The 18,402-nt window shown below is 69.6% G+C and carries 15 protein-coding genes; 5 read left to right on the top strand and 10 right to left on the bottom strand.

Annotated elements, in window-relative coordinates; translation table 11 throughout:
* Window positions 1–26 precede the first annotated feature (26 nt).
* The 3 genes from menC to LPT13_RS01790 all read right to left on the bottom strand — a co-directional run bounded on the left by menC (window position 27) and on the right by LPT13_RS01790 (window position 5,242).
* Window positions 27–2,846 carry an o-succinylbenzoate synthase gene (menC, locus tag LPT13_RS01800; RefSeq protein WP_242162895.1) on the bottom strand — a complete coding sequence of 940 codons (2,820 nt, stop codon included), beginning with the start codon at window positions 2,844–2,846 and terminating at the stop codon, window positions 27–29.
* A gap of 14 nt (window positions 2,847–2,860) precedes the next feature.
* Window positions 2,861–3,700, bottom strand: coding sequence for a 1,4-dihydroxy-2-naphthoyl-CoA synthase (gene menB, locus LPT13_RS01795; protein WP_242162893.1), 840 nt, complete (start codon window positions 3,698–3,700; stop codon window positions 2,861–2,863).
* Between the two features lie 483 nt (window positions 3,701–4,183).
* Entirely contained in the window at window positions 4,184–5,242 is a 1,059-nt protein-coding gene (locus LPT13_RS01790) for an alpha/beta fold hydrolase (protein ID WP_242162891.1), read from the bottom strand.
* Window positions 5,243–5,500: 258 nt separating this feature from the next.
* Here LPT13_RS01790 and LPT13_RS01785 point away from each other — a divergent pair, with 258 nt between their 5' ends.
* Together LPT13_RS01785 and LPT13_RS01780 are read left to right on the top strand one after the other, a co-directional pair.
* A complete protein-coding gene (locus LPT13_RS01785; RefSeq protein WP_242162888.1) occupies window positions 5,501–5,854 on the top strand; it encodes a type II toxin-antitoxin system RelE/ParE family toxin in 354 nt (117 codons plus the stop codon).
* Window positions 5,851–6,123 carry a helix-turn-helix domain-containing protein gene (locus LPT13_RS01780; protein WP_242162885.1) on the top strand — a complete coding sequence of 91 codons (273 nt, stop codon included), beginning with the start codon at window positions 5,851–5,853 and terminating at the stop codon, window positions 6,121–6,123. Before LPT13_RS01785 ends, LPT13_RS01780 begins: the two co-directional genes overlap by 4 nt.
* Before the next feature lie 361 nt (window positions 6,124–6,484).
* Here the strand turns inward: LPT13_RS01780 and LPT13_RS01775 are convergent, their stop codons facing one another.
* Entirely contained in the window at window positions 6,485–7,966 is a 1,482-nt protein-coding gene (locus LPT13_RS01775; protein ID WP_242162883.1) for a helix-turn-helix domain-containing protein, read from the bottom strand.
* A 400-nt stretch (window positions 7,967–8,366) separates the two neighbouring features.
* Here LPT13_RS01775 and LPT13_RS01770 point away from each other — a divergent pair, with 400 nt between their 5' ends.
* A complete protein-coding gene (locus LPT13_RS01770) occupies window positions 8,367–8,780 on the top strand; it encodes a helix-turn-helix transcriptional regulator (RefSeq protein WP_242162880.1) in 414 nt (137 codons plus the stop codon).
* Window positions 8,781–8,846: 66 nt separating this feature from the next.
* Here LPT13_RS01770 and LPT13_RS01765 read toward each other — a convergent pair whose 3' ends face one another.
* On the bottom strand, window positions 8,847–10,085 hold the full coding sequence (locus LPT13_RS01765; RefSeq protein ID WP_242162878.1) for a hypothetical protein: 1,239 nt from the start codon (window positions 10,083–10,085) through the stop codon (window positions 8,847–8,849).
* Window positions 10,086–10,456: 371 nt separating this feature from the next.
* On the opposite strand from LPT13_RS01765, the gene LPT13_RS01760 reads away from it, so the two are divergent.
* Window positions 10,457–12,127 carry an amidohydrolase gene (locus LPT13_RS01760; protein ID WP_242162876.1) on the top strand — a complete coding sequence of 557 codons (1,671 nt, stop codon included), beginning with the start codon at window positions 10,457–10,459 and terminating at the stop codon, window positions 12,125–12,127.
* A 167-nt stretch (window positions 12,128–12,294) separates the two neighbouring features.
* Here the strand turns inward: LPT13_RS01760 and menD are convergent, their stop codons facing one another.
* Both menD and LPT13_RS01750 read right to left on the bottom strand, forming a co-directional pair.
* The gene (menD, locus tag LPT13_RS01755; protein ID WP_242162874.1) at window positions 12,295–14,241 is read right to left on the bottom strand and encodes a 2-succinyl-5-enolpyruvyl-6-hydroxy-3-cyclohexene-1-carboxylate synthase; all 1,947 of its coding nucleotides are present in this window, start codon (window positions 14,239–14,241) and stop codon (window positions 12,295–12,297) included.
* Window positions 14,242–14,432: 191 nt separating this feature from the next.
* Window positions 14,433–15,683, bottom strand: coding sequence for an isochorismate synthase (locus tag LPT13_RS01750; RefSeq protein WP_242162872.1), 1,251 nt, complete (start codon window positions 15,681–15,683; stop codon window positions 14,433–14,435).
* 168 nt (window positions 15,684–15,851) lie between these two features.
* Between LPT13_RS01750 and mscL the strand changes: the two genes are divergently transcribed.
* Window positions 15,852–16,319, top strand: coding sequence for a large conductance mechanosensitive channel protein MscL (mscL, locus tag LPT13_RS01745; RefSeq protein ID WP_242162870.1), 468 nt, complete (start codon window positions 15,852–15,854; stop codon window positions 16,317–16,319).
* Window positions 16,320–16,407: 88 nt separating this feature from the next.
* On the opposite strand, the gene nrdD is transcribed toward mscL, so the two are convergent.
* The 3 genes from nrdD to LPT13_RS01730 form a co-directional block, all read right to left on the bottom strand.
* On the bottom strand, window positions 16,408–16,719 hold the full coding sequence (gene nrdD / locus LPT13_RS01740) for an anaerobic ribonucleoside-triphosphate reductase (protein WP_242162868.1): 312 nt from the start codon (window positions 16,717–16,719) through the stop codon (window positions 16,408–16,410).
* 251 nt (window positions 16,720–16,970) lie between these two features.
* Window positions 16,971–17,450 (bottom strand): hypothetical protein, encoded by a 480-nt coding sequence (locus LPT13_RS01735; RefSeq protein ID WP_242162867.1) that lies wholly within the window; start codon window positions 17,448–17,450, stop codon window positions 16,971–16,973.
* 34 nt (window positions 17,451–17,484) lie between these two features.
* Window positions 17,485–18,360 carry a LysR family transcriptional regulator gene (locus LPT13_RS01730; protein WP_242162865.1) on the bottom strand — a complete coding sequence of 292 codons (876 nt, stop codon included), beginning with the start codon at window positions 18,358–18,360 and terminating at the stop codon, window positions 17,485–17,487.
* Between the last annotated feature and the right edge of the window lie 42 nt (window positions 18,361–18,402).

Here is an 18,402-nt window from a genome sequence, read left to right as displayed (position 1 = left end):
GGCGCGGCGACGCGGGCCCAGGCGCGCTAGGCGCCGTAGGACACGCGCTTGACCAGCACCTTCGCCAGAGCGTCGCGGTTGAGGTCGCAGCCGATGCCGACGCGGCGGCCGGCGCCGTTCAGCGTGATGTGGCCGCGGTCGACCCCGTAGGCCGGCGTGGTCACGTCCGTGGGGAAGTAGCGCCCCGTGCCCCCGATGTCGCCGGGCATGATGATGCCGGGCAGCGTCTGGAAGGCCGCGTGCACGCGCCGCGAGATGCCCGTGTCGTACATGCCGCCCATCCACACCTCGCGCCCGAGGGCCTGGGCGCGGCACGTGAACTCGAGCGCCCGCTGGATGCCGCCGAACTTCCCGATCTTGACGGTGACGCAGCGCAGCTCGGGGTAGGCGAGCGCGCGGGCGGCCTCCTCGCCGTTGACGAAGGACTCGTCCAGGCAGATGGGCGTCGCCAGCGTGCGCTGGAGGCTGGCCAGGCGGCGGAAGGCGCGCTCGCAGCCGCCGAGGGCACGGTCGACCGCCAGGGGCTCCTCGATCCAGCCGATGCCCAGGCCGTCGTAGGCGCGCAGCTCCTCCACGTCGCGCGGGCTGAAGCTCTGGTTGGCGTCCAGCGTGATGATGAGATCGGGGAAGGCCTCGCGCACGGCCCGCACGCAGGCGAGCCCCTGGCCGGGCGACACCTTGATCTTCACGCGGCAGTAGCCGGCGTCAACGCACGACCGCACGGCCTCGACCGTCTCGGCCGGGGTGCCCAGGCCCACCACGGCGCCGGCGGCCACCTGGGCCATCACGTCCGACTTCAGCGCGGTGCTGGGGCCGTGGGCCCCGCCGCCCGTGATGCGCTCGCGCTCGGCGGCCAGCAGCTGCCAGAGCGGCTTGCCCTCGATCTTGCCGTAGAGGTCCCACAGCGCCATCTCCAGCGCCGAGCAGGCCATGGGGCTGTCGGCCCCCTCGGGCAGGGCGCCGAAGGCGTCGGCCGCGTCGCGCGGGTGAAGGAACGCCTCCTCCAGCACGGCGGGGATGAGGGTGCGCTGCAGGGCGCGCGCGTCCTGGCCGAGCGTCTCGGGCAGGTACCAGTCGGTCGAGAACGAGGTGCACTCGCCCAGGCCGGTGCGGCCCGCGTGGTCGACTACCTCGACGATGAGCAAGTCGCGGTTCTTGAGCGTGGCCTTGGCCGTGCGGAAGGGGCTCTTGAAGGGCAGTCGCACGTGGTAGAGCACCACGCGGCTCACCTCCAGGCGCCGCTCGTAGAGCGCCTCGGTGGCGGCGCGGTCGATCTTGCCCAGCTGGGTGCGCGGCAGCTCGTCGGCCACGCACAGGTGCTTGGGCTGGTAGATGCGCGAGAGCCGCCCCGCGAGCCCCCGCCGCAGCGCGGCGGCGCCCATGGACGCGGCGGCTTCCGCTCCCCTTCCCTCGTTCCCCCCTCCTCTGGGGGAGGCGGAGGAGTGGGAACCGCGCGGCGCCTTCCCACGCTCCACCAGCGCCACGGGGCGTCGGCCCCAGCTGGCGTCGGGCACGCCGAAGACGTAGGCGTCCGCCACGCCGGGCAGCTGCCGCAGCGCGTCGGCGATCTCCACCGGGTAGACGTTCTCGCCGCCCGAGACGAACATGTCGTCGGTGCGCTCGCGCACGTAGATGGCGCCGTCGTAGAGCGCCGCGGTGTCGCCGGTGAGGAAGTAGCCGTCCACGGTGAAGGCCCCATGGGCGTTGAGGTAGCCCGAGAACACGCCGGGGCCGCGCACGGCCAGGCGCCCGAAGCCGGCGTCGTCGGGGTCGACGATGCGCGCGGAATAGCCGGGCAGCAGCTTCAGCCCGCCCGTGAAGTCGGCCGTGACCAGGGTGTTCGCTATCTGGCTGGACGTCTCGGTCATGCCGTAGCTGGCGTAGACGCGCACGCCGGCGGCCAGGGCCCGCCCGATGGTGCTGGCGTTGAGCGGCCCGCCGCCCAGAAGGATGCAGCGGTACCCCGCCAGCGCGCCGCGCGTGTCGGCCGCCAGCAGGTCCTGGAGCATCTTGTCCACCACCGACAGGTGCGTGACCCGGCGGTTCTCGCCGTCACGCAGCACGCGGGCGGCGTCGAAGCGCGCGTAGAGCCGCAGCGGCGTGCGGTTGAGCACGCTGCGCACGAGCACCTGGAACCCGCCGATGTGGAACAGCGGCAGGACGGCCTGCCACAGGCCCGACCCGCGCTGGCTCAGCACGCGGTTCGACGCGCCGGCCGCGCCCATCAGCTGCTGCCAGGTGAGGGCGACGGCCTTGGGCTTACCGGTGGTGCCCGACGTGAACATGACGAGCGCCGGCTGTTTCTCGTCGAACAGGTGCGCCTCGCGCTCGGCGAAGTGGATGGTGTCCTCGATGGCATCCTGGCGCGCGCCCATGATGACGCCGCTGCGCTGGCGCCGCCGGGCGCCGGCCGCGGGCCCCAGCCCGTCGTCGGCCACCGCCTCGGCCTCCTGCTCGCCCATCTCCAGCACGGCGCCGGCGAAGTCCATCAGCCGCGCGGCCCGGGCCTCGTCCACCCGGCACGCCACGCGCATTCCCTCGCGCTCCAGCTCGAGCAGGCGCGTGAGCTTCTCCGTCGCTGTCAGGCGGTGGTTCAGACACACCAGCGCGAACGACCCGTAGCCGGCGGCCAGGGCCAGAAAGACGTATTCCGGGCAGTTGGGCAGGTCGGTGGAGACGTAGTCGCCGCGCCGCACGCCCTTGTCCATGAGACGGCGCGCCACGGCAGCCGCCAGCATCCGCGCCTGGCGGTAGGTGTAGCTGACCTCGCCGCCCTCCGCGTCGACGAAGGTGAGGAACACCTTATCGGGATAGGTTCTCGCAGTGCTTTCGAAGACGTCGATCATCGGCGAGGCGGCTATCAGGGAAACTTCGGGAACTGGTCGAAGTCGGGGGTGCGCTTCTCCTTGAACGCGTCGCGGCCCTCCTTGGCCTCGTCGGTGGTGTAGTAGAGCAGCGTCGCGTCGCCGGCCAGCTGCTGGATGCCCGCCAGCCCGTCAGTCGCGGCGTTGAAGGACGCCTTCATGAAGCGCAGGGCCGTGGGGCTCATGGCCAGCATCTCGCGAGCCCAGGCCATGCACTCGGCCTCCAAGTCCTCGAAGGGGACGACCTTGTTCACCATGCCCATGGCCTCGGCCTCGGCCGCGGTGTACTGGCGGCAGAGGTACCAGATCTCGCGGGCCTTCTTCTGGCCCACCATGGCGGCCAGGTAGCCTGCGCCGTAGCCGGCGTCGAAGCTGCCGACGCGCGGCCCGGTCTGGCCGAACTTCGCCGTCTCGGCGGCGATGGAGAGGTCGCACAGGATGTGGAGCACGTGCCCGCCGCCGATGGCGTAGCCGTTGACCATGGCGATGACCGGCTTGGGCACCACGCGGATGAGCCGCTGCAGGTCGAGCACGTTCAGGCGCGGGATGGAGTCCTCGCCGACGTAGCCGCCGTTGCCGCGGATCTTCTGGTCGCCGCCGGAGCAGAAGGCCTCGTCCTCGTGGCGGCCACCGTGATTGGCGCCCGTGAGGATGATGACCCCGATGGAGGCGTCGTCGCGCGCCACCGTGAAGGCGTCGTACATCTCGTTGACGGTGAGGGGGGTGAAGGCGTTGCGCCGCTCGGGCCGGTTGATGGTAATCTTGGCCACGCCGTCGCAGGTCTCGTAGATGATCTCCCGGTACGGCTTGCCCGGCTGCCAGACGATGTCCTCCATGGGTCCCCTTCCGCGGCGCATGCCGCACGATGCCGTTTCGCGACCGACAGGTTGTGGGCCGTGCACGGGCGAAATACCACTGGTTGTGTTGATTGCACTATAGTAACGCGCTTTTCGCCACGAAACCCCGGCAGAGGGCCATTTTCGCGGCTTTTTCTTGGAGTCTACGCGAATGTGGGTGCGCTGAGCGCGTGCGCAAGCACGCGGGGCGCGGGCGCGGGCGGCGGGCGGCGCGGGTGGCGAACGCGCGAGGGAGCGGGGCGCGGGCGCGGGCGTGCAGGGCGGCCGGCGGGCGACCGGCGGGCGGGGCGGCGCGGACGGGCGCGGGCGGGTAGGGCGGCGCGTGGACAAAAAACCGCGATCTCGCATTTCGGTGGACAAAAACCGGCGATCTCACCGATGCCTTCGCCGGCCTCTTTAGAAGCGCGCGGCTTTGACCTGGGGTTTCTTAAAACGTGAAGCGAAGCGGGGCCGTTACGAAGCTTAAAAACCTGCGAGATCGCGGTTTTTTGTCCATGCGAGGGCGACCACCGCGTCTGCGAAGGCGGCCGGGCGCTCCAGGTGGACGCTGTGCCCCGCGCCGGGGACGACGCGCGTCGCGCACCCCGCCTCGGCGGCGCGGGCGGCGACGGCTGCGTACTTGGCGTCCAGCTCCCCCGCCACGTAGAGCACGGGCAGCCCAACCTCGGCGGCGGCCGCCAGCGCGGCGAGCGAGCGCGCCTCGTCGGCCTGCCGGTGCGCCCCGGCGCCCTCTAGCGACCGGGCGAGCGCCTCGGCGTCGTTGGCCGCGCGCCCCTCCGCCAGCCGGGCGCGGACGTCCGGCGGCAGCGCGCGCTGGCTGGCGAACAGCGGCAGGCGCGCCCAGTCGTCCATGAAGGCCGCGACGCCGCGCTCCCGCACGTCAGCGGCCCACGCGGCGTTGCGCCTGGCCAGCGTCGTGCGCGCAGCGGCGTCCGCCGGCCCGAGTCCCGCGCCCTCAAGCACCAGCCCCACGACACCCGCCGGCCTCGGCGCGCCTTCGGTCACGCCCGAGGAGGCGCGCTCCCCGCCCCTGCGCCACGACGGCACGATCAGCCCGCGCACGAGCGCCTCCAACGCGACGCGGCCGCCCATCGAGTACCCGACGACCACCGGCGCCGTGCCCGTGCGCGCGGCAGATGCCCGCACCTCGTCGGCCAGCAGCGAGCCCATCCCCTCAAGCGAGAACGCCCGCGCGTCACGGCATCCGCGCCGCGCGCCGAACCCGGGCCAGTCCAGGACGCGCGCCGCCACGCCGCGCGCTCCCAGCAACGCCACGACCTCGTCCCACGTCCGCGCGCTCTGCCCGAACCCGTGCAGCAGGACCACCTCGCGCTCCGCGTCCGCGCCCGTATCGGACGCCGCATTCGCGCCCATCAATGGGCCAGGCACGCCACCATCCAGCACGCCGGCATCGCGCTCAGCGGCCGCGCCATCGCGCATCCCAACCGCACCACACGTCGCGCCCATGCCGTCGCGCTCCCCGGCCGCGCCGCGCGCCGTGCCCTCAGCTCGATCCTCCATCGCCCCTCCTCAGTTCGTCCCCCGATTCTCGCAGATTTCGACGGAAACTCGCCATTTCAAAAGTCAATACTTTTATTGAAACATTTGTTCCCTATACTAACTTATAGAGCCAGTGCGGGGGCGCCTCCCAAAGGCGCTACAGCCCATCGCTCGCCATCAGCGAGACGCATCGGACACCCAACGCCCGCAAGATCCTCCGACACCCTCCGTGAGGGTTGTTGACATATAACAATTTTGTTATATCATGAAGGAGGGTCCATGGCCGCGTTCGAGATCGTGTACTACCAAAAGACCAATGGAAGAGAGCCCGCAAAGGAGTTCCTCGACTCGCTTCCCGACCCCTTGAGAGCAAAGGGATTTCGCGACGTGAACCTCCTCCGCGAGCGAGGCCCCGAGCTCAGGGGACCCGTCTCCAAGCATCTGACAGACGGCCTCTTCGAGCTTAGGATCCAGACAGCGGGCGACAGCACGCGGGTGTTCTATTTCTTCTTCTCGGAGGGCAAGATCATCCTGACCAACGGATTCGTCAAGAAGAGTCAAAAGACACCCCCGAGAGAATTACGCCGGGCGCTTCGCTATAAAAGAGACTGGGAACGGAGGCAATGCCGATGACTACTTTCGACGAACATCTTGCCGAGCAGATGAAGGATCCGGAGTTCGCTCGGGAATGGGAGCGGCTGGAGCCGGAGTATGCCGTTATCAACGCCATCTTGGACGCGCAGCAGGAGCTCGGCATCACCCAGAGCGAGCTGGCGGCGCGCTGCGGCATGAAGCAGAGCGCCCTCAGCCGGCTGGAGACGGGCAAGACCAGCCCCACCCTCAAGACGCTGCAACAGCTCGCCGACGGCATGGGCAAGAAGCTGGTCATCCAGTTCGTGTAGCTCCTTCCGATGCCCTCCGCACGGCGCAGGGGGCGCCCTCGTGCGCGCGAGGGGGGGGGGTGAAGCCTTCATGCGCGCGAGAGGGGCGCAAGCGCTGCTTTTCGCCTGGCGTCCGCGCCGCTCCCCCGCGCGACGACACCGGGGCGCGCGATGCCTCCTCGCCCGCGCCGCTCCTCCGTGCGACGGCGTCGGTGTGGGCACTCCCCGCTCGCGTCACCCGCGCCGCCTGGCAGCGCCGAGGGGGGCGCCCTCCCACACGAAAGCGGAGCGCGTCTCGCGCCCACGCCGCGCGGCAGCGCCGGGGCGCGCGACGCCCCCTCGCCCGCGCCGCCCCTCCGCACGACGGTGTCGGGGCGCGCGGCTACTCGGGCGGGAGGGGGCGGGAGTCCTCGGGGGTGGAGAACATGCGCTCGCGTTTGGCCACGAAGGCCTTCAGGTCGGCCTCGGAGTGGATGTCGAGCTTGCCGTAGAGGTTGTGCAGGTGCGTCTTGATGGTGTTGGGGGTGACGAACAGGTCCTCGGCGATCTCCTTGCGTGACTTGCCGCGGATGATGCTGTGCATGATCTCTCCCTCGCGCTGGGTCAGCCCGAACTCCTGGGCGATGACCTCGCAGGTGCGCGCGCTGCCCGTCGCCTCGTCCGGGCCGCCGGGGCGCACGAATCCCCAGCCGGTGCGCAGGTTCGCGCCGTTGGTCAGCAGCAGCGCCGCCATCAGCATCAAGAAGGCCAGCACGCAGAAGAACGCCATGACCTCCGCCGAGCCCACCAGCACCTGCAGCGCCACGCTGCCCGCCACGATGCCGAGGGCGCGCCCCGTCATGAGCGCCGCGCTCGGACACGACGACAGCCACGTGGCCGGCTGGTCGCAGTTCTTGATGAGGTAGGACCCGAGCCCCCACAGCACCAGGTCCAGGTAGAGGAACCCCGTCACCTGCAGGAGCGCCGCCACCGGCGACGCCGGGCCCAGCAGGCCCGCGGCCAGGAGTCCGCCGGCGGCCAGGGGGAACCCGATCTGGTAGATGGAGCGGTTGAAGTCCATCTGAAGCACCAGCACGGCCAGAAGCGCCAGCAGCGCCGCCAGCACGTAGCCGACCGAGTCCGGCTCCTGCGACAGGACGCCCGACAGGCTCATGAACCCGAGCGGCACCCCCAGCGCCAGGCCCTGGGTGACGGAGGTGGCCAGGAAGCGGTACGGGATGAGCAGCTCGATGGTCGAGTCGCGGTAGAGCGCCCGCCGATCGGGGAAGGCGCTCGCGCGGGCTCGGCAGAACGCCAGCACGATGACCGCCGGCATCACGAAGGCCAGCGCCCAGCGCGCTTCCGGGCTCATGAGCGCCACCGCCAGGGACAGCACGCCCGTGGCCAGCGCCGACGCTATCCCGTAGGTCATCGTGGGCGTCATCCCCAGCATCCCGAAGAGGCGCCCCAGCTCGACGTGGACGCCCACCGTCCCGCCGGCCAGCATCGCCATGCCCAGCCCCAGCGTGGCCGCGCGCACTCCCTCGTCGATCATGCCGCCGTGGCCTCCCACATACAGGAAGAACACGCCGAGCGTCATGCTGGCGGCAAGGGCCCACAGGTAGCCGTCCTTGTCGACCACCGTGATCCGCTTGAAGCAGAGGGCGAAGAACAGAAACACGCCCGCGCAAGCCAGCAGGAACACGGCGAGCAACGGCAGGGCCACTCCCGCCACCTCGAACGTGCCGCCGAAGAAGAAGCCCTGCAGAAACAGCAGGACGGCGAAGGTCTTGTACGCGGTAAAGAGCAGGAAGGGCGCTGGCTGGCGGCGCACGTCATGGGCGACCTGTCGCAGGCCGTTGCGCCGGGTGACCTCGATGTTCATGTCATCCACCTTACTCGTCGGGTCTTCGAGCAAAGCGTGCAACCTCACGGCGCCGGCCCCCACCGGCCCCGTGATCCCTCTTGCTGGGATCGAGTATACCGAACCCTGGGGTGAGTCGTCTAATCCCACCGGGGTGAGATGGCGGCTTTCCTCCAAACCACCTCGGGTGAAGGATGGCGCGCGGCCGCCTAAGGGCCCATGATGGAGCCAGCACATGCGACCGCCCCGGCATTCCGAGGAAGGACGCGACAAGGAGGTGAGGAGGGGGAACGCAGGGCCCGGACGCATCAGAACCAACGCAATCTCGCGTGAAGAGCGAAGGCTGCGCATCATCCCACCGCTCCCCCTCCGGGTCGCTCCCGCAGGGGGAGCGCCCATTCCGAAGGGAGGCGCCATCGTCATGACCACCCAGGCTCCCGCTCGCGGAACCGGCCGCCACCTGGACTTCGCCAACGCCCAGGGGCAGCGCTTCCGCCTCCAGGTCGAGGACGACCCCGTCGACGCCTGCGCCTTCACCGTCCGCGTCATCCCGCTGCCCGAGCCCCTCGAGGCCGCCGCGGGCGCGAGCGATCACCGCCGCGCCGCTGCTCCCACCGCCTCCACCACCCCCGTCGCTGCCGCCGCCCTGGCCGCCCTCACGGCCCGCGAGCGCGAGGTGGCAGCGCTCATCGCCGAGGGCCTCACCAACGACCAGGTGGCGGGGCGGCTCTACATCTGCCGCTCCACGGTGAAGACCCACCTCCAGAGCATCTACGCCAAGGCCGGCGTCCCCAACCGAACCGCCCTCGTGGCCCTCCTCCACGCCGTGGCGTAACGGGAGCGCTTCCACCCCCACGCAAAAAGGCGCCCCGGATCCCCGGGGCGCCTTTGCTTCGCGCTTCTACCCCAGCAGGGGCATCACGCCGTACATCACTATGAACGACCAGGCGGTGCAGACGGTGAAGATGGCGAGCTGGATGAGGCAGATGGGGTGGTAGGCGCCCTTGAAGCGGAACACCTTGAACACCCACTCCACCAGCGGCGCGAACACCACGGCGCCGATGAGGATGGTGGGGATGACGATGGCCCAGCTCGGCGGATAGGTGCTCACGATGGCCGACGCGAACACGATGCCCGCGAACGTGAACGCCATGCCCGTCTTCTTCCACTTGGGATACCAGATGAGGATGGCCAGCGCGCCGGTGACCAGCTGCACCATGATGAGCAGCGGAAAGTTGCCCGACCCGTAGGCGGGGGACAGCGGGTTCATCACCCACGAGATGATGCCGCCCACGTACATGCCGACGGTCGCCCACGTGCTGCCCCAGATGGTCAGCTGCCCAATGTCGCCGAGCACCTGGCCCACGAAGAAACGGCCCTTGGGCTGGTCGGTGGGGTTGGCGCCCTCGGCCGGCGCCGGGATGGTCATCCACGGCATCAGGCGGAACAGCAGCGAGCACACCGGCACGACGATGGCCACGCCGACGGACACCGCGATGAACAGCGGCAGCCCCAGCGGAGACACGATGCCGTAGAGCAGCGCGTAGCACACCGGGCACGTCACGATGGTCCCCACGACGAGCGAGGTGGCCACCTTCTTCAGCTCGGGGCCGTAGAAGATGACGAACACCTGCACCGTGAGCACGGTGGCGAAGGTGGGGATCCAGCCGCTGGCGAACAGGCCGTCGTAGAGCACCTGCCCCAGGATGAGCGACAGGCACGTCGTCACGAACATGACGGTGAAGATCTTCCCGTTGCCCGCCACGCCCGTGCCGGCCCAGGGCGACCCGCGCCGCTCGAGCGCCGCCGCCACGAAGCCCATGACGATCATGCCGATGGACGCCGGCAGCGCCGCGATGAACGAGCCCTCGGTCAGGTCGGCGAAGAACCAGGCCACGTAGTAGAGGGGATCGCCCTCCATGCACCCGGCCATCATGGCGCCGAAGTCGTAGATGAAATCGTTGCCCATGAGCATCGGCTGCACGGTGGTCATGAGCGCGTACAGCGCGATGGCGAAGACGACCGTGCCGATGAACGCCGGCATGATCTCGCGGCGCGACACCGCCTGGGCGGCCGCACCGCCCGCGTCGGATTCGTAGACCTGCTTGTCCATGTCCTCGTCGAGGAACGTGTTTTCCATGGTGACACCTTCTCTCTTGCCGTAGATGGCGGCAGCGCCCGGCGAGGCCCCTCGCGACCCGCGCGCCGACCCGGCGCGTCGCGGCCGCCCCTCGCGGGCTGCCCTATGAAGTTTTCCGAGGAAGGTTTGGAATGCGGCCATCCTACCCCACGGCCGCGGCCGTCCGGTATCGGCCGAAAGGATGATAACGCGCCGCGATATCCCCCATCCGGCCGATACCGATGCCGCCGCGCGGGGCGTATCGTGGGGATCGGGATGATACGATACGCCACGGAATCCGCCGACGGACGCGGGCCTTGGGGCCTGCCGCGCCGGCCGGGATCCTCCGCTCTTTTCCGCGCACGACTACGCACCGGAAAAGGAGAGCAGCTATGAACACGTGGTATCCCGAGGCCGACCTGGTCATCCAGCATGCGAAGATCTACACCGTCGCCCTCACCTGCGACGAGGTCAAGGCCGGCAAGACCGACTTCCCCATCATCGAGAACGGCGGCGTGGCCGCCAAGGACGGCAAGATCATCGCCGTGGGCACCGCCGATGAGGTGGCGCCCCTCATCGGCGAGCACACCCAGGTCATCGACGCGACGGGCAAGATCCTCACCCCCGGCTTCGTCGAGTGCCACATGCACGCGAAGTGGACGGGCGAGAACCTGCTCAACCTCGACTTCATGGGCGTCAAGAGCCGCCAGGCCATCCTCGACGCCATCGCCGAGAAGGCCGCCCAGGCCGAGCCCGGCGAGTGGATCGAGGGCGACGGCTGGAACGAGCTCATCTGGGAGGACAGCCAGGAGCTCATCACCCGCCGCGACCTGGACGCCGTGGCCCCGAACAACCCCGTGTTCCTGCTGCACATGACCGTGCACACCATCGCCGCCAACTCGCTGGCCCTCGAGGCCGTGGGCTACACCAAGGACACCCCGCAGCCCGAGGGCGCCGAGATCGGCCACTACGACGACGGCGAGCTCAACGGCCTGCTGTGGGAGAACGGCGCGCTGCAGCCCATGCTCAAGACCAAGCCCGCCCTCACCGACGAGCAGCACCTCCAGTCCATCGAGCTCATCGGCCAGAAGCTCAACGCCTTCGGCATCACCAGCGTCATCGACGCGAACCTCAACTACAAGCAGATGCACATGTACAACGAGGCGCACCGCCAGAAGCGCCTGAGCTACCGCGCCAACCTCATGTTCTACCTGGATCCGCAGTTCGGGTCGTTCGAGGACAACCTGCGCCGCCTCGACGAGATGGACTGCGTCACCGGCTTCGGCGACGAGATGCTCAAGCTCAACGGCTGCAAGGTGACCCTCGACGGCATCACCGCCGCCTTCACGGCCGCCATGAGCCGCCGCGAGTATCGCCAGCGCCCCGGCTTCTACGGCGACACCATCTACAGCCAGGAGGAGATCGACGCGCTGGTGTGCAAGGCCACCGAGCTCGGCTGGCAGTTCGGCATCCACACCATCGGCGACGCCAGCGAGGACCGCGCGCTGCACGCCTTCCAGGAGGCCAACAAGATCCGCCCGGTGAAGGAGCTGCGCCACTACCTCATCCACTACCAGCTGCCCTACGAGGATCAGTGGCCGATCATGCGCGAGCTGGGCGTGGGCGTGTGCCTCCAGCCGACCATCGTCGCCCAGATGGGCGAGGAGCCTCTGTTCTGGCCCGAGCAGGCCGAGCGCTTCCAGTCGCCGGGCCTCATGTTCCGCGAGGGCATCCTCGCCGGCGGCAGCTCCGACAGCCCGGTGGTGACCCCCAACCCGATGCTGGGCATGTACTACGCCATCACCCGCCTGGACGAGACCACGGGCAAGATCCTCTCCAAGGGCGACGAGTCGAAGGTCACTCCCATCCAGGCCCTCATCATGTACACGAAGAACGCCGCGTTCTTCAGCCACGATGACGACAAGATGGGCTCGGTGGAAGTGGGGAACTTCGCCGATCTGTGCCTGTTCGACGAGGACTTCATCACGGGCGACGTCGAGCGCTACCGCACCGTGACGCCCGAGAAGACCATCCTGGGCGGCACCGTCGTCTACGAGCGCTAGGGCGTTTCGGCCCCCGGGTGCGCGGCAGCCGCGCGCGCCGGGGGCCGCCCCCGCGACTGCCGCGCTGAGCTGGGAAACGCACGACGCGCGCCCGGCCCGAGCCGGCAGCCGCGGGGGCGATCACCTCGTCCCCCCTCGACCGGCGCTGCGCCCCCTGCCCCTCCTTACTATCCTTGGTAGGGGGCGTAGCGTGCCTTCACGCCCGCGAGCGGGACGGTCACCTCGATGAGGCTGAGGCCCGGGGTGCCCGACAGCTCGTCGTAGGCGGCCACCAGGTCCTCGACACGCTCCACGGCCCGGTAGGGCACGGCGAAGGCGTCGGCCGCGTGCCCGAAGCGGGCGTCGTGCGGCACCAGGAACAGCCGCTCGAAGTAGGGCTCCTCCGACTGCTGCGGCAGCATGTCGAACAGGCCTCCCCCGTTGTTGTTGAGCAGCACGATGGTGAGCGAGGGCACCGTGCCGTCCGGACGCGGCGCCGCGTGCAGCAGCTCGCGCTGGAGGTGCAGCGCGTTCAGGTCGTGCAAAAACGTCAGGTCGCCTGTGACGAAGGTCGCCCGCGGGAAGGCCCACGCGGCGCCGATGGCCGTGGACGTGACGCCGTCGATGCCGTTCTGGCCGCGGTTGGCTAGCACCGCCAGCGGGCGGTCGCCCGTGCCGGGCGCGGGCTTGAGCAAAAACGTGTCCAGTGCGCGGACGGACAGCGAGTTGGCCGAGAAGAGGAGTGAGCCGGCCGGCACGCGCGCCAGAAGCGCGCTCAGGTAGGCGCCCTCGAAGCCGTCGCCGGCGTCGCGCGCCGCCTCGATGCGCGGGCGCTCCGCCTCGTTGAGCGCCACCCATCGCGCCAGGTACGCGTCCTGCGCGCCCATGGCGGACACGGGGGCGGGGGCCACCTGCGCCGCGGCGTGGGGCGCGCCCTCCCCCTCTTGCGCGCCCTGCGCGTTCGTGGCGAGCGCGGGCACGTCGCCCATGGCGCGCACCAGGTCGAGGGGCGTGCAGGGGACGAACAGGTCGGTCATCAGGTTGAAGTCGCGCGTCTCGGCGGCGTCGACCACCACCTGGACGGGCCGCGCGGCGGCCAGCCCGTTGAAGGCGCGCTTGGAGAGCGGCCAACGCCCGAAGCGGATGAGGGCGCGGGGCAGCGGGCAGTCCTCGCGCGCGAAGAGGTTGTCGTAGCTGTCGATGACGCAGGCCGCGTCCAGGCAGCGCAGGCCCGAGAGCGGGTCGGCCAGAAGCGGCAGGCGCCAGCGCTCGGCCCACGCGGCCACCTCGCGCGCCTCGGCCAGCGTCTCGCAGGTGCCCTCGCCCGCCGCGACGGCCACGCCGCCCTGGGCGATGAGGGCCGCCAGCGCGTCGAGGGCCCGCGCGTCGGGCACCGCGCGGGCGCCGACGAGGGGGCCGGGCGCGGCGGGGTCGGCCGGCAGGGCCGCCAGCGGGCTCAGGCCGGCGTCGAACAGCCCCTCCACCGCGAAGTCGGGCTTGAGCGGCTCGTCCAGCGGGAAGTTGAGGTGCACCGGCGCGCAGTCCTGCGCGCACCCGCGCGCCGCCACGGGAAACGCCCCGTCATCCGGCGCGGCGTCCGGCGCCGCCCCGCGCCCGCGACCGAGCGCAGCGATGCACGCCTCGCGGGCGGCCTGGCGCGCGAAGGCGACCGCCTTGGGCGTCCCCTCGGGCTCGGGCATCTGGCGGAACAGGCGCACGGCGTCGCCGAACAGCTTCACCTGGTCAGTCGTCTGCGGGGCGCCCAGGCCCAGCAGCATGACGGGACGGTCGCTCGACAGCACCAGCAGCGGGATGCGCGAGGTCTGCGCCTCCAGCACGGTCGGGAAGTAGTTCGCCGGCGCGGTGCCCGACGTGCAGACGAGCGCCGCCGGGCGCCCCGTCGCCTTCGCCAGCCCCAGCGCCACGAACGACGCGCCGCGCTCGTCCACGTCCACGTGCACGCGCAGCTCATCGGGACGGCGGCAGCTCAGCTCGAAGGCGGTCATCGCCAGGCCCGTCGACCGCGACCCGGGGCTCACCACCACGTCGCGCACGCCACAGCGCACCAGCTCGTCGAAGAACGCCCCCAGATACCGCGCCGTCTTCTGCGCGTGGGTCAGCTCCTGTTCCGCCATGGTTCCGTCCTTTCCTCGCCCGTCCTCGCTCCATTCTCAACCGCCGTCTGCGGGAAGGCCAGTCTTATATTGGAGGGCTTCCTACGCCCACGCGCCCGCACGGGCGCGCTTGCACGTCGGCGTGCCCCGCGCGCCACTCGCGGCCGCCGCACGCCCCGCACGCCAACGGCCAGCAGCCGCACGTCCGCGCGCTACGCGCCCTCGAAGGCCGACAGCACCGTCTTCAGCTTCAGGTCGATCTCGTCGAACTCCGCATCGGCGTCGCTCGCGCCGACGATGCCGCAGCCGGCGTACACCCAGCCGACCTCGCCGTCGAAGACGCCGGTGCGCAGCGCCACGGAGAACTCGCCGTCCCCCGCCGCGTCCACGAACCCGGCCGCCCCCACGTAGAAGCCGCGGTTGTAGGCCTCGATGGAGCGGATGAGCATCATCGCCTCGCCGACGGGCAGCCCGGCGGTGGCCGGCGTGGGGTGCAGGTCGCCCACCAGGTCCCACAGCTCCACGCCCTCCAGCACCTGAGCGGTGGCCGGCGTGTGCAGGTGCTGCACGTGCGCCAGGCTCATGATCTCGGGCTCGGCCGGCACGTCCACGTCGTAGCACACGCGGTTGAACACCTCGCGCACGAAGCGCACCACGTAGTCGTGCTCGGCGCGGTTCTTCTCGTCGGCCATCAGCTCCGCCGCCAGGCGGGCGCGCTCGGCCTCGTCGGCGCCGGCGGGGCACGTGCCCGCCAGGCACATGCTCTCCACCCGCTGGCCGCGCTTGCGCACCAGAAGCTCGGGCGTGCAGCCGCAGAAGAACACGTCGGCGTAGCGGTACAGGATGACCGTGCCGCGCGCGTCGCCGTCGATGAGGTTCACCAGCAGGTCCTTCGACGAGAACGGGCGCTCGGCCACCAGCCGCTTGCGCCGCGAGAGCACCACCTTCTGCACGCGCCCCGCCTCGATGGCCGCCGTGGCGGCCCCCATGGCGCGGCGCCACTCCTCGCGCGAGTCGTCCTCCAGCCGGTACGGGATGGTCTCGCGCGTGCGCGCCGGCGCCTGGGCGCACAGCCGCAGGAACCGCTCGACGCGCCCGGGGTACACCGGCCCCAGCGAGTTCACCTGCAGGAACCGCCCGCGCTCGTTTTCCAGAAGCACGATCTCAGGCAGCATGAAGCGCAGCCGCGGGAACGAGCTGAACAGCTCGTCGGCCGGCGCGGGGTTCTCGGCATCGAAGCGGTTGAATGAGAAGAACACCGCCTCCTCGCGCACGGGACCGTCGTACTCGCATTCCGCGTCCTCCAGCGCCGGCAGCGCGATGCAGCGCCCCAGCCCCAGGTAGCGCACAGGACGATCCTTGGCGTAGTAGACGAACTGGTCGGTGAACCCCTTCTGCATCAGGCAGAACGCATCGACGATATCCGCATCGACGGGCACGGTGAACGAGTGGATCCTGGTCATGGCAACCTCGGGAAATCGAAGTAATCGGCTAATCATCAAATGAGGCATAACTCGTCGTGCATTCTAGCACGGCCCTATACTGCTTCCCGTACCAACGGCCCGCGCGGCCCCGGGTGCGCCGCCCGGCGCCCGCGGCAGGCGCGCTGGAAGCATCGAGAAGGAGCGCTCATGAAGAACCTGATCAGCGAGTTCCGCGAGTTCATCAACCGCGGCAACGTGATGGACATGGCCGTCGGCGTCATCATCGGCGCCGCCTTCACCGCCATCGTCACGTCCCTCACCAGCGACATCATCAACCCGTTCATCAAGCTCATCACCGGCGGCAACGGCACCGAGGTGGCCGGCCTCACCATCCCCGTCGCCGGCACCGAGAACGGCATCGACTTCGGGGCGTTCATCAGCGCCATCATCAACTTCCTCATCGTGGCGTGGGTGGTGTTCCTCATCGTGAAGGCGTTCAACAAGATGAAGGACGCCGGCTCGAAGGTGCGCGGCAAGAACGGCGAGGTGATGGACGAGAAGGCGCCGGAGTGCCCCTTCTGCCTGGAGGAGGTGCGCGAGGGAGCCACCCGCTGCCCCCACTGCGCCGCCGAGCTCCCCGCCCCCGCCACCCCCACCTTCACCCCCGCGGAGTAGCGGCAGCAAGCCCAACGCGATCGCACGTATAAAAAACGGGGCCCTCTCTCGACGAGAGGGCCCCGCTGCTTGCTTCGTTTAGCGCGGGCTAGCAGCAGACCTGGTGCTTGACGCGGTCGTGCTCCTCGGCGCGCTTGGCGTCGTTGAAGCGGTCGAGGGTGCCCACCAGGTAGCCGGTGATGCGGCGGATGCGGTCGAACTTGACGGGCGCCAGGCCGTAGTGGATGCCCACGTCCTCGCCGTCGACGTCCAGAACGAGCGACTCGAGCTTGCCGTGCGGGTACTTGTCGTAGGCGCGCTTGATGTAGGCCTGCACCTCGGGATCGGTCAGGGGCGCGTCGTCCTTGTGCGCGTAGTTGACCTGCACCTTCACGCCGTCGACGGTCATCATGTTCTCCATGGGTGACTCCTATCATCCGCAGCGCCGCGCCTTTTGGCACGTCACCATATCTTGTAAGGTTCGCACATACTACCACAATATGTGGACACAGAACCTCACGTTTCCAGGAAGTCAGAAAACCGTGACACCTGCGGCCCACGCCCAGCGGGCACCTTCCGCGCAACGCCCGCGTTCCACGCGCAGCCCCCCGCGCAGCGCCCGCGCGCAACTCCGCGCGTCACGCCCTCCCCGCGCCCGGCGCCCACCGCGCGCTACACGGCCAGGGCGTCCTCGGCCACCGCGGGAGTCGGCTTGAAGCGGGTGACGAAGCTCGCCACGCCCATGGCCACCGGCTCGAACAGCAGCGCGGTCACGTAGCCCACGGGGTACACCGCGGGAATGGGGTAGAGCCACCCGTTGACGAACTCCTGGGTGAAGAACCCGATCATCAGCCCCGTGACGAAGAAGTTCATGATGGGAATCATGATGGCCAGGATGACGAAGTTCTTGTAGATGGCGCACAGGGCCGTCCCCTGCGGCGCGTTGTTGAAGGCGGCGAACTTCATCCCCAGCACGTTGACCGGGATGACGGTGGTGGTGATGGTGCCGATGATGGTGCCGTAGAGCAGCGGCATCGATATGGTGTCCCAGTTCACCGGCATCCCGTTGAACGCCGTGGTGGCGATGCCCACCGTCAGGGACAGCACGAAGGACAGGACAAGGTTGACGATAACTCCCCAGACGAATTTCATGCATCCTCCTCTTCAGCCCGGGGCGACGGACCCGTCACCCGTAGGCGTGCGTAAACTCCTCGTAGAACAGGTCGACTATCGGGTTGGGGTTCCCGCTGCGCCTCACCAGGCTGAACAGCACGTCCTCGCCGTCGGCTATGGGGATCGACCCCATGCCGAACCCGAAGTGGCTGGTCGGCACGAACTCGGGGGTGATCCCGAAGGAATCGCCGTCGAGCGCCATGGCCTGGTTGAGCGACTTCCCCACCCGCAGGGGCAGCCCGCGGGCGGCGAACAGGTCGCGCAGGTAGGCGGCGTAGGCGGGGCAGCGCTCCTCCTCGAGGATGCGCAACCGCTGCTCCGACAGCTGGGCGAGCGTCACGGACTCGGCGTCGGCATAGCGGTTGCCGCCCGCGACCCAGGCGCACAGCGGCAGCGTGAACAGGTCGTGGTAGACCAGCCCCTCCTCGTTCATGGTGGGAAGCCGCAGCGAGAACACGATGTCGAACGCGTTCTTCATCAGGTCTTCCCGATAGTCGTGATACTGGATGTCCTCCACGTAGAGGTTGACATCCGGATACTTCTTCTCGAAATGGGACACCATGGGGTAGATGATCTCGTTGAGCTTGGTGAAGCGCAGCCCGCCCCCGATCCGCAGCTCCCCCTGGACGGAGGACCCGCGGCTCAGCTGGCTCGACACCATGTCGAGCTCGCGCAGGACGTTGACGGCGCTGTCGCGGAACAGCCGGCCGCTCTCGGTGAGCGACACCGAGCGGGTATCGCGGACGAGGAGCTGGGCATCAAGTTCCTTCTCGATGAGGATGACGTGCTTGCTCAGCGTGGAGGGCGTGATGAACAGCTGCTCGGCCGCCTTCCGGTAGTTGAGCGTCTTGCAGAGCTGGACGTATTCCCGAAGCCACTGGATCTCCATGCCACGACCATCCCCTCTGCCGCCGGCGGCGGCGCGTCCCGA

It is taken from the genome of Adlercreutzia faecimuris, assembly GCF_022669055.1.
Taxonomy (GTDB): Bacteria; Actinomycetota; Coriobacteriia; order Coriobacteriales; family Eggerthellaceae; genus Enterorhabdus; species Enterorhabdus faecimuris.
Note: the sequence above shows the minus strand (reverse complement) of the source record. Positions and strands in the feature narration are given on the sequence as shown.

Excerpts from the sequence above, each read along its gene's own strand:
- mscL (WP_242162870.1), top strand. The coding sequence starts at position 15,852 with ATGAAGAACCTGATCAGCGAGTTCCGCGAGTTCATCAACCGCGGCAAC.
- LPT13_RS01775 (WP_242162883.1), bottom strand. The coding sequence starts at position 7,966 with ATGAACATCGAGGTCACCCGGCGCAACGGCCTGCGACAGGTCGCCCAT.
- LPT13_RS01790 (WP_242162891.1), bottom strand. The coding sequence starts at position 5,242 with ATGGAGGATCGAGCTGAGGGCACGGCGCGCGGCGCGGCCGGGGAGCGC.
- LPT13_RS01730 (WP_242162865.1), bottom strand. The coding sequence starts at position 18,360 with ATGGAGATCCAGTGGCTTCGGGAATACGTCCAGCTCTGCAAGACGCTC.
- LPT13_RS01750 (WP_242162872.1), bottom strand. The coding sequence starts at position 15,683 with ATGACCAGGATCCACTCGTTCACCGTGCCCGTCGATGCGGATATCGTC.
- LPT13_RS01765 (WP_242162878.1), bottom strand. The coding sequence starts at position 10,085 with ATGGAAAACACGTTCCTCGACGAGGACATGGACAAGCAGGTCTACGAA.
- LPT13_RS01780 (WP_242162885.1), top strand. The coding sequence starts at position 5,851 with ATGACTACTTTCGACGAACATCTTGCCGAGCAGATGAAGGATCCGGAG.
- menB (WP_242162893.1), bottom strand. The coding sequence starts at position 3,700 with ATGGAGGACATCGTCTGGCAGCCGGGCAAGCCGTACCGGGAGATCATC.
- nrdD (WP_242162868.1), bottom strand. The coding sequence starts at position 16,719 with ATGGAGAACATGATGACCGTCGACGGCGTGAAGGTGCAGGTCAACTAC.
- menC (WP_242162895.1), bottom strand. The coding sequence starts at position 2,846 with ATGATCGACGTCTTCGAAAGCACTGCGAGAACCTATCCCGATAAGGTG.
- LPT13_RS01760 (WP_242162876.1), top strand. The coding sequence starts at position 10,457 with ATGAACACGTGGTATCCCGAGGCCGACCTGGTCATCCAGCATGCGAAG.
- LPT13_RS01770 (WP_242162880.1), top strand. The coding sequence starts at position 8,367 with ATGACCACCCAGGCTCCCGCTCGCGGAACCGGCCGCCACCTGGACTTC.
- LPT13_RS01785 (WP_242162888.1), top strand. The coding sequence starts at position 5,501 with ATGGCCGCGTTCGAGATCGTGTACTACCAAAAGACCAATGGAAGAGAG.
- LPT13_RS01735 (WP_242162867.1), bottom strand. The coding sequence starts at position 17,450 with ATGAAATTCGTCTGGGGAGTTATCGTCAACCTTGTCCTGTCCTTCGTG.
- menD (WP_242162874.1), bottom strand. The coding sequence starts at position 14,241 with ATGGCGGAACAGGAGCTGACCCACGCGCAGAAGACGGCGCGGTATCTG.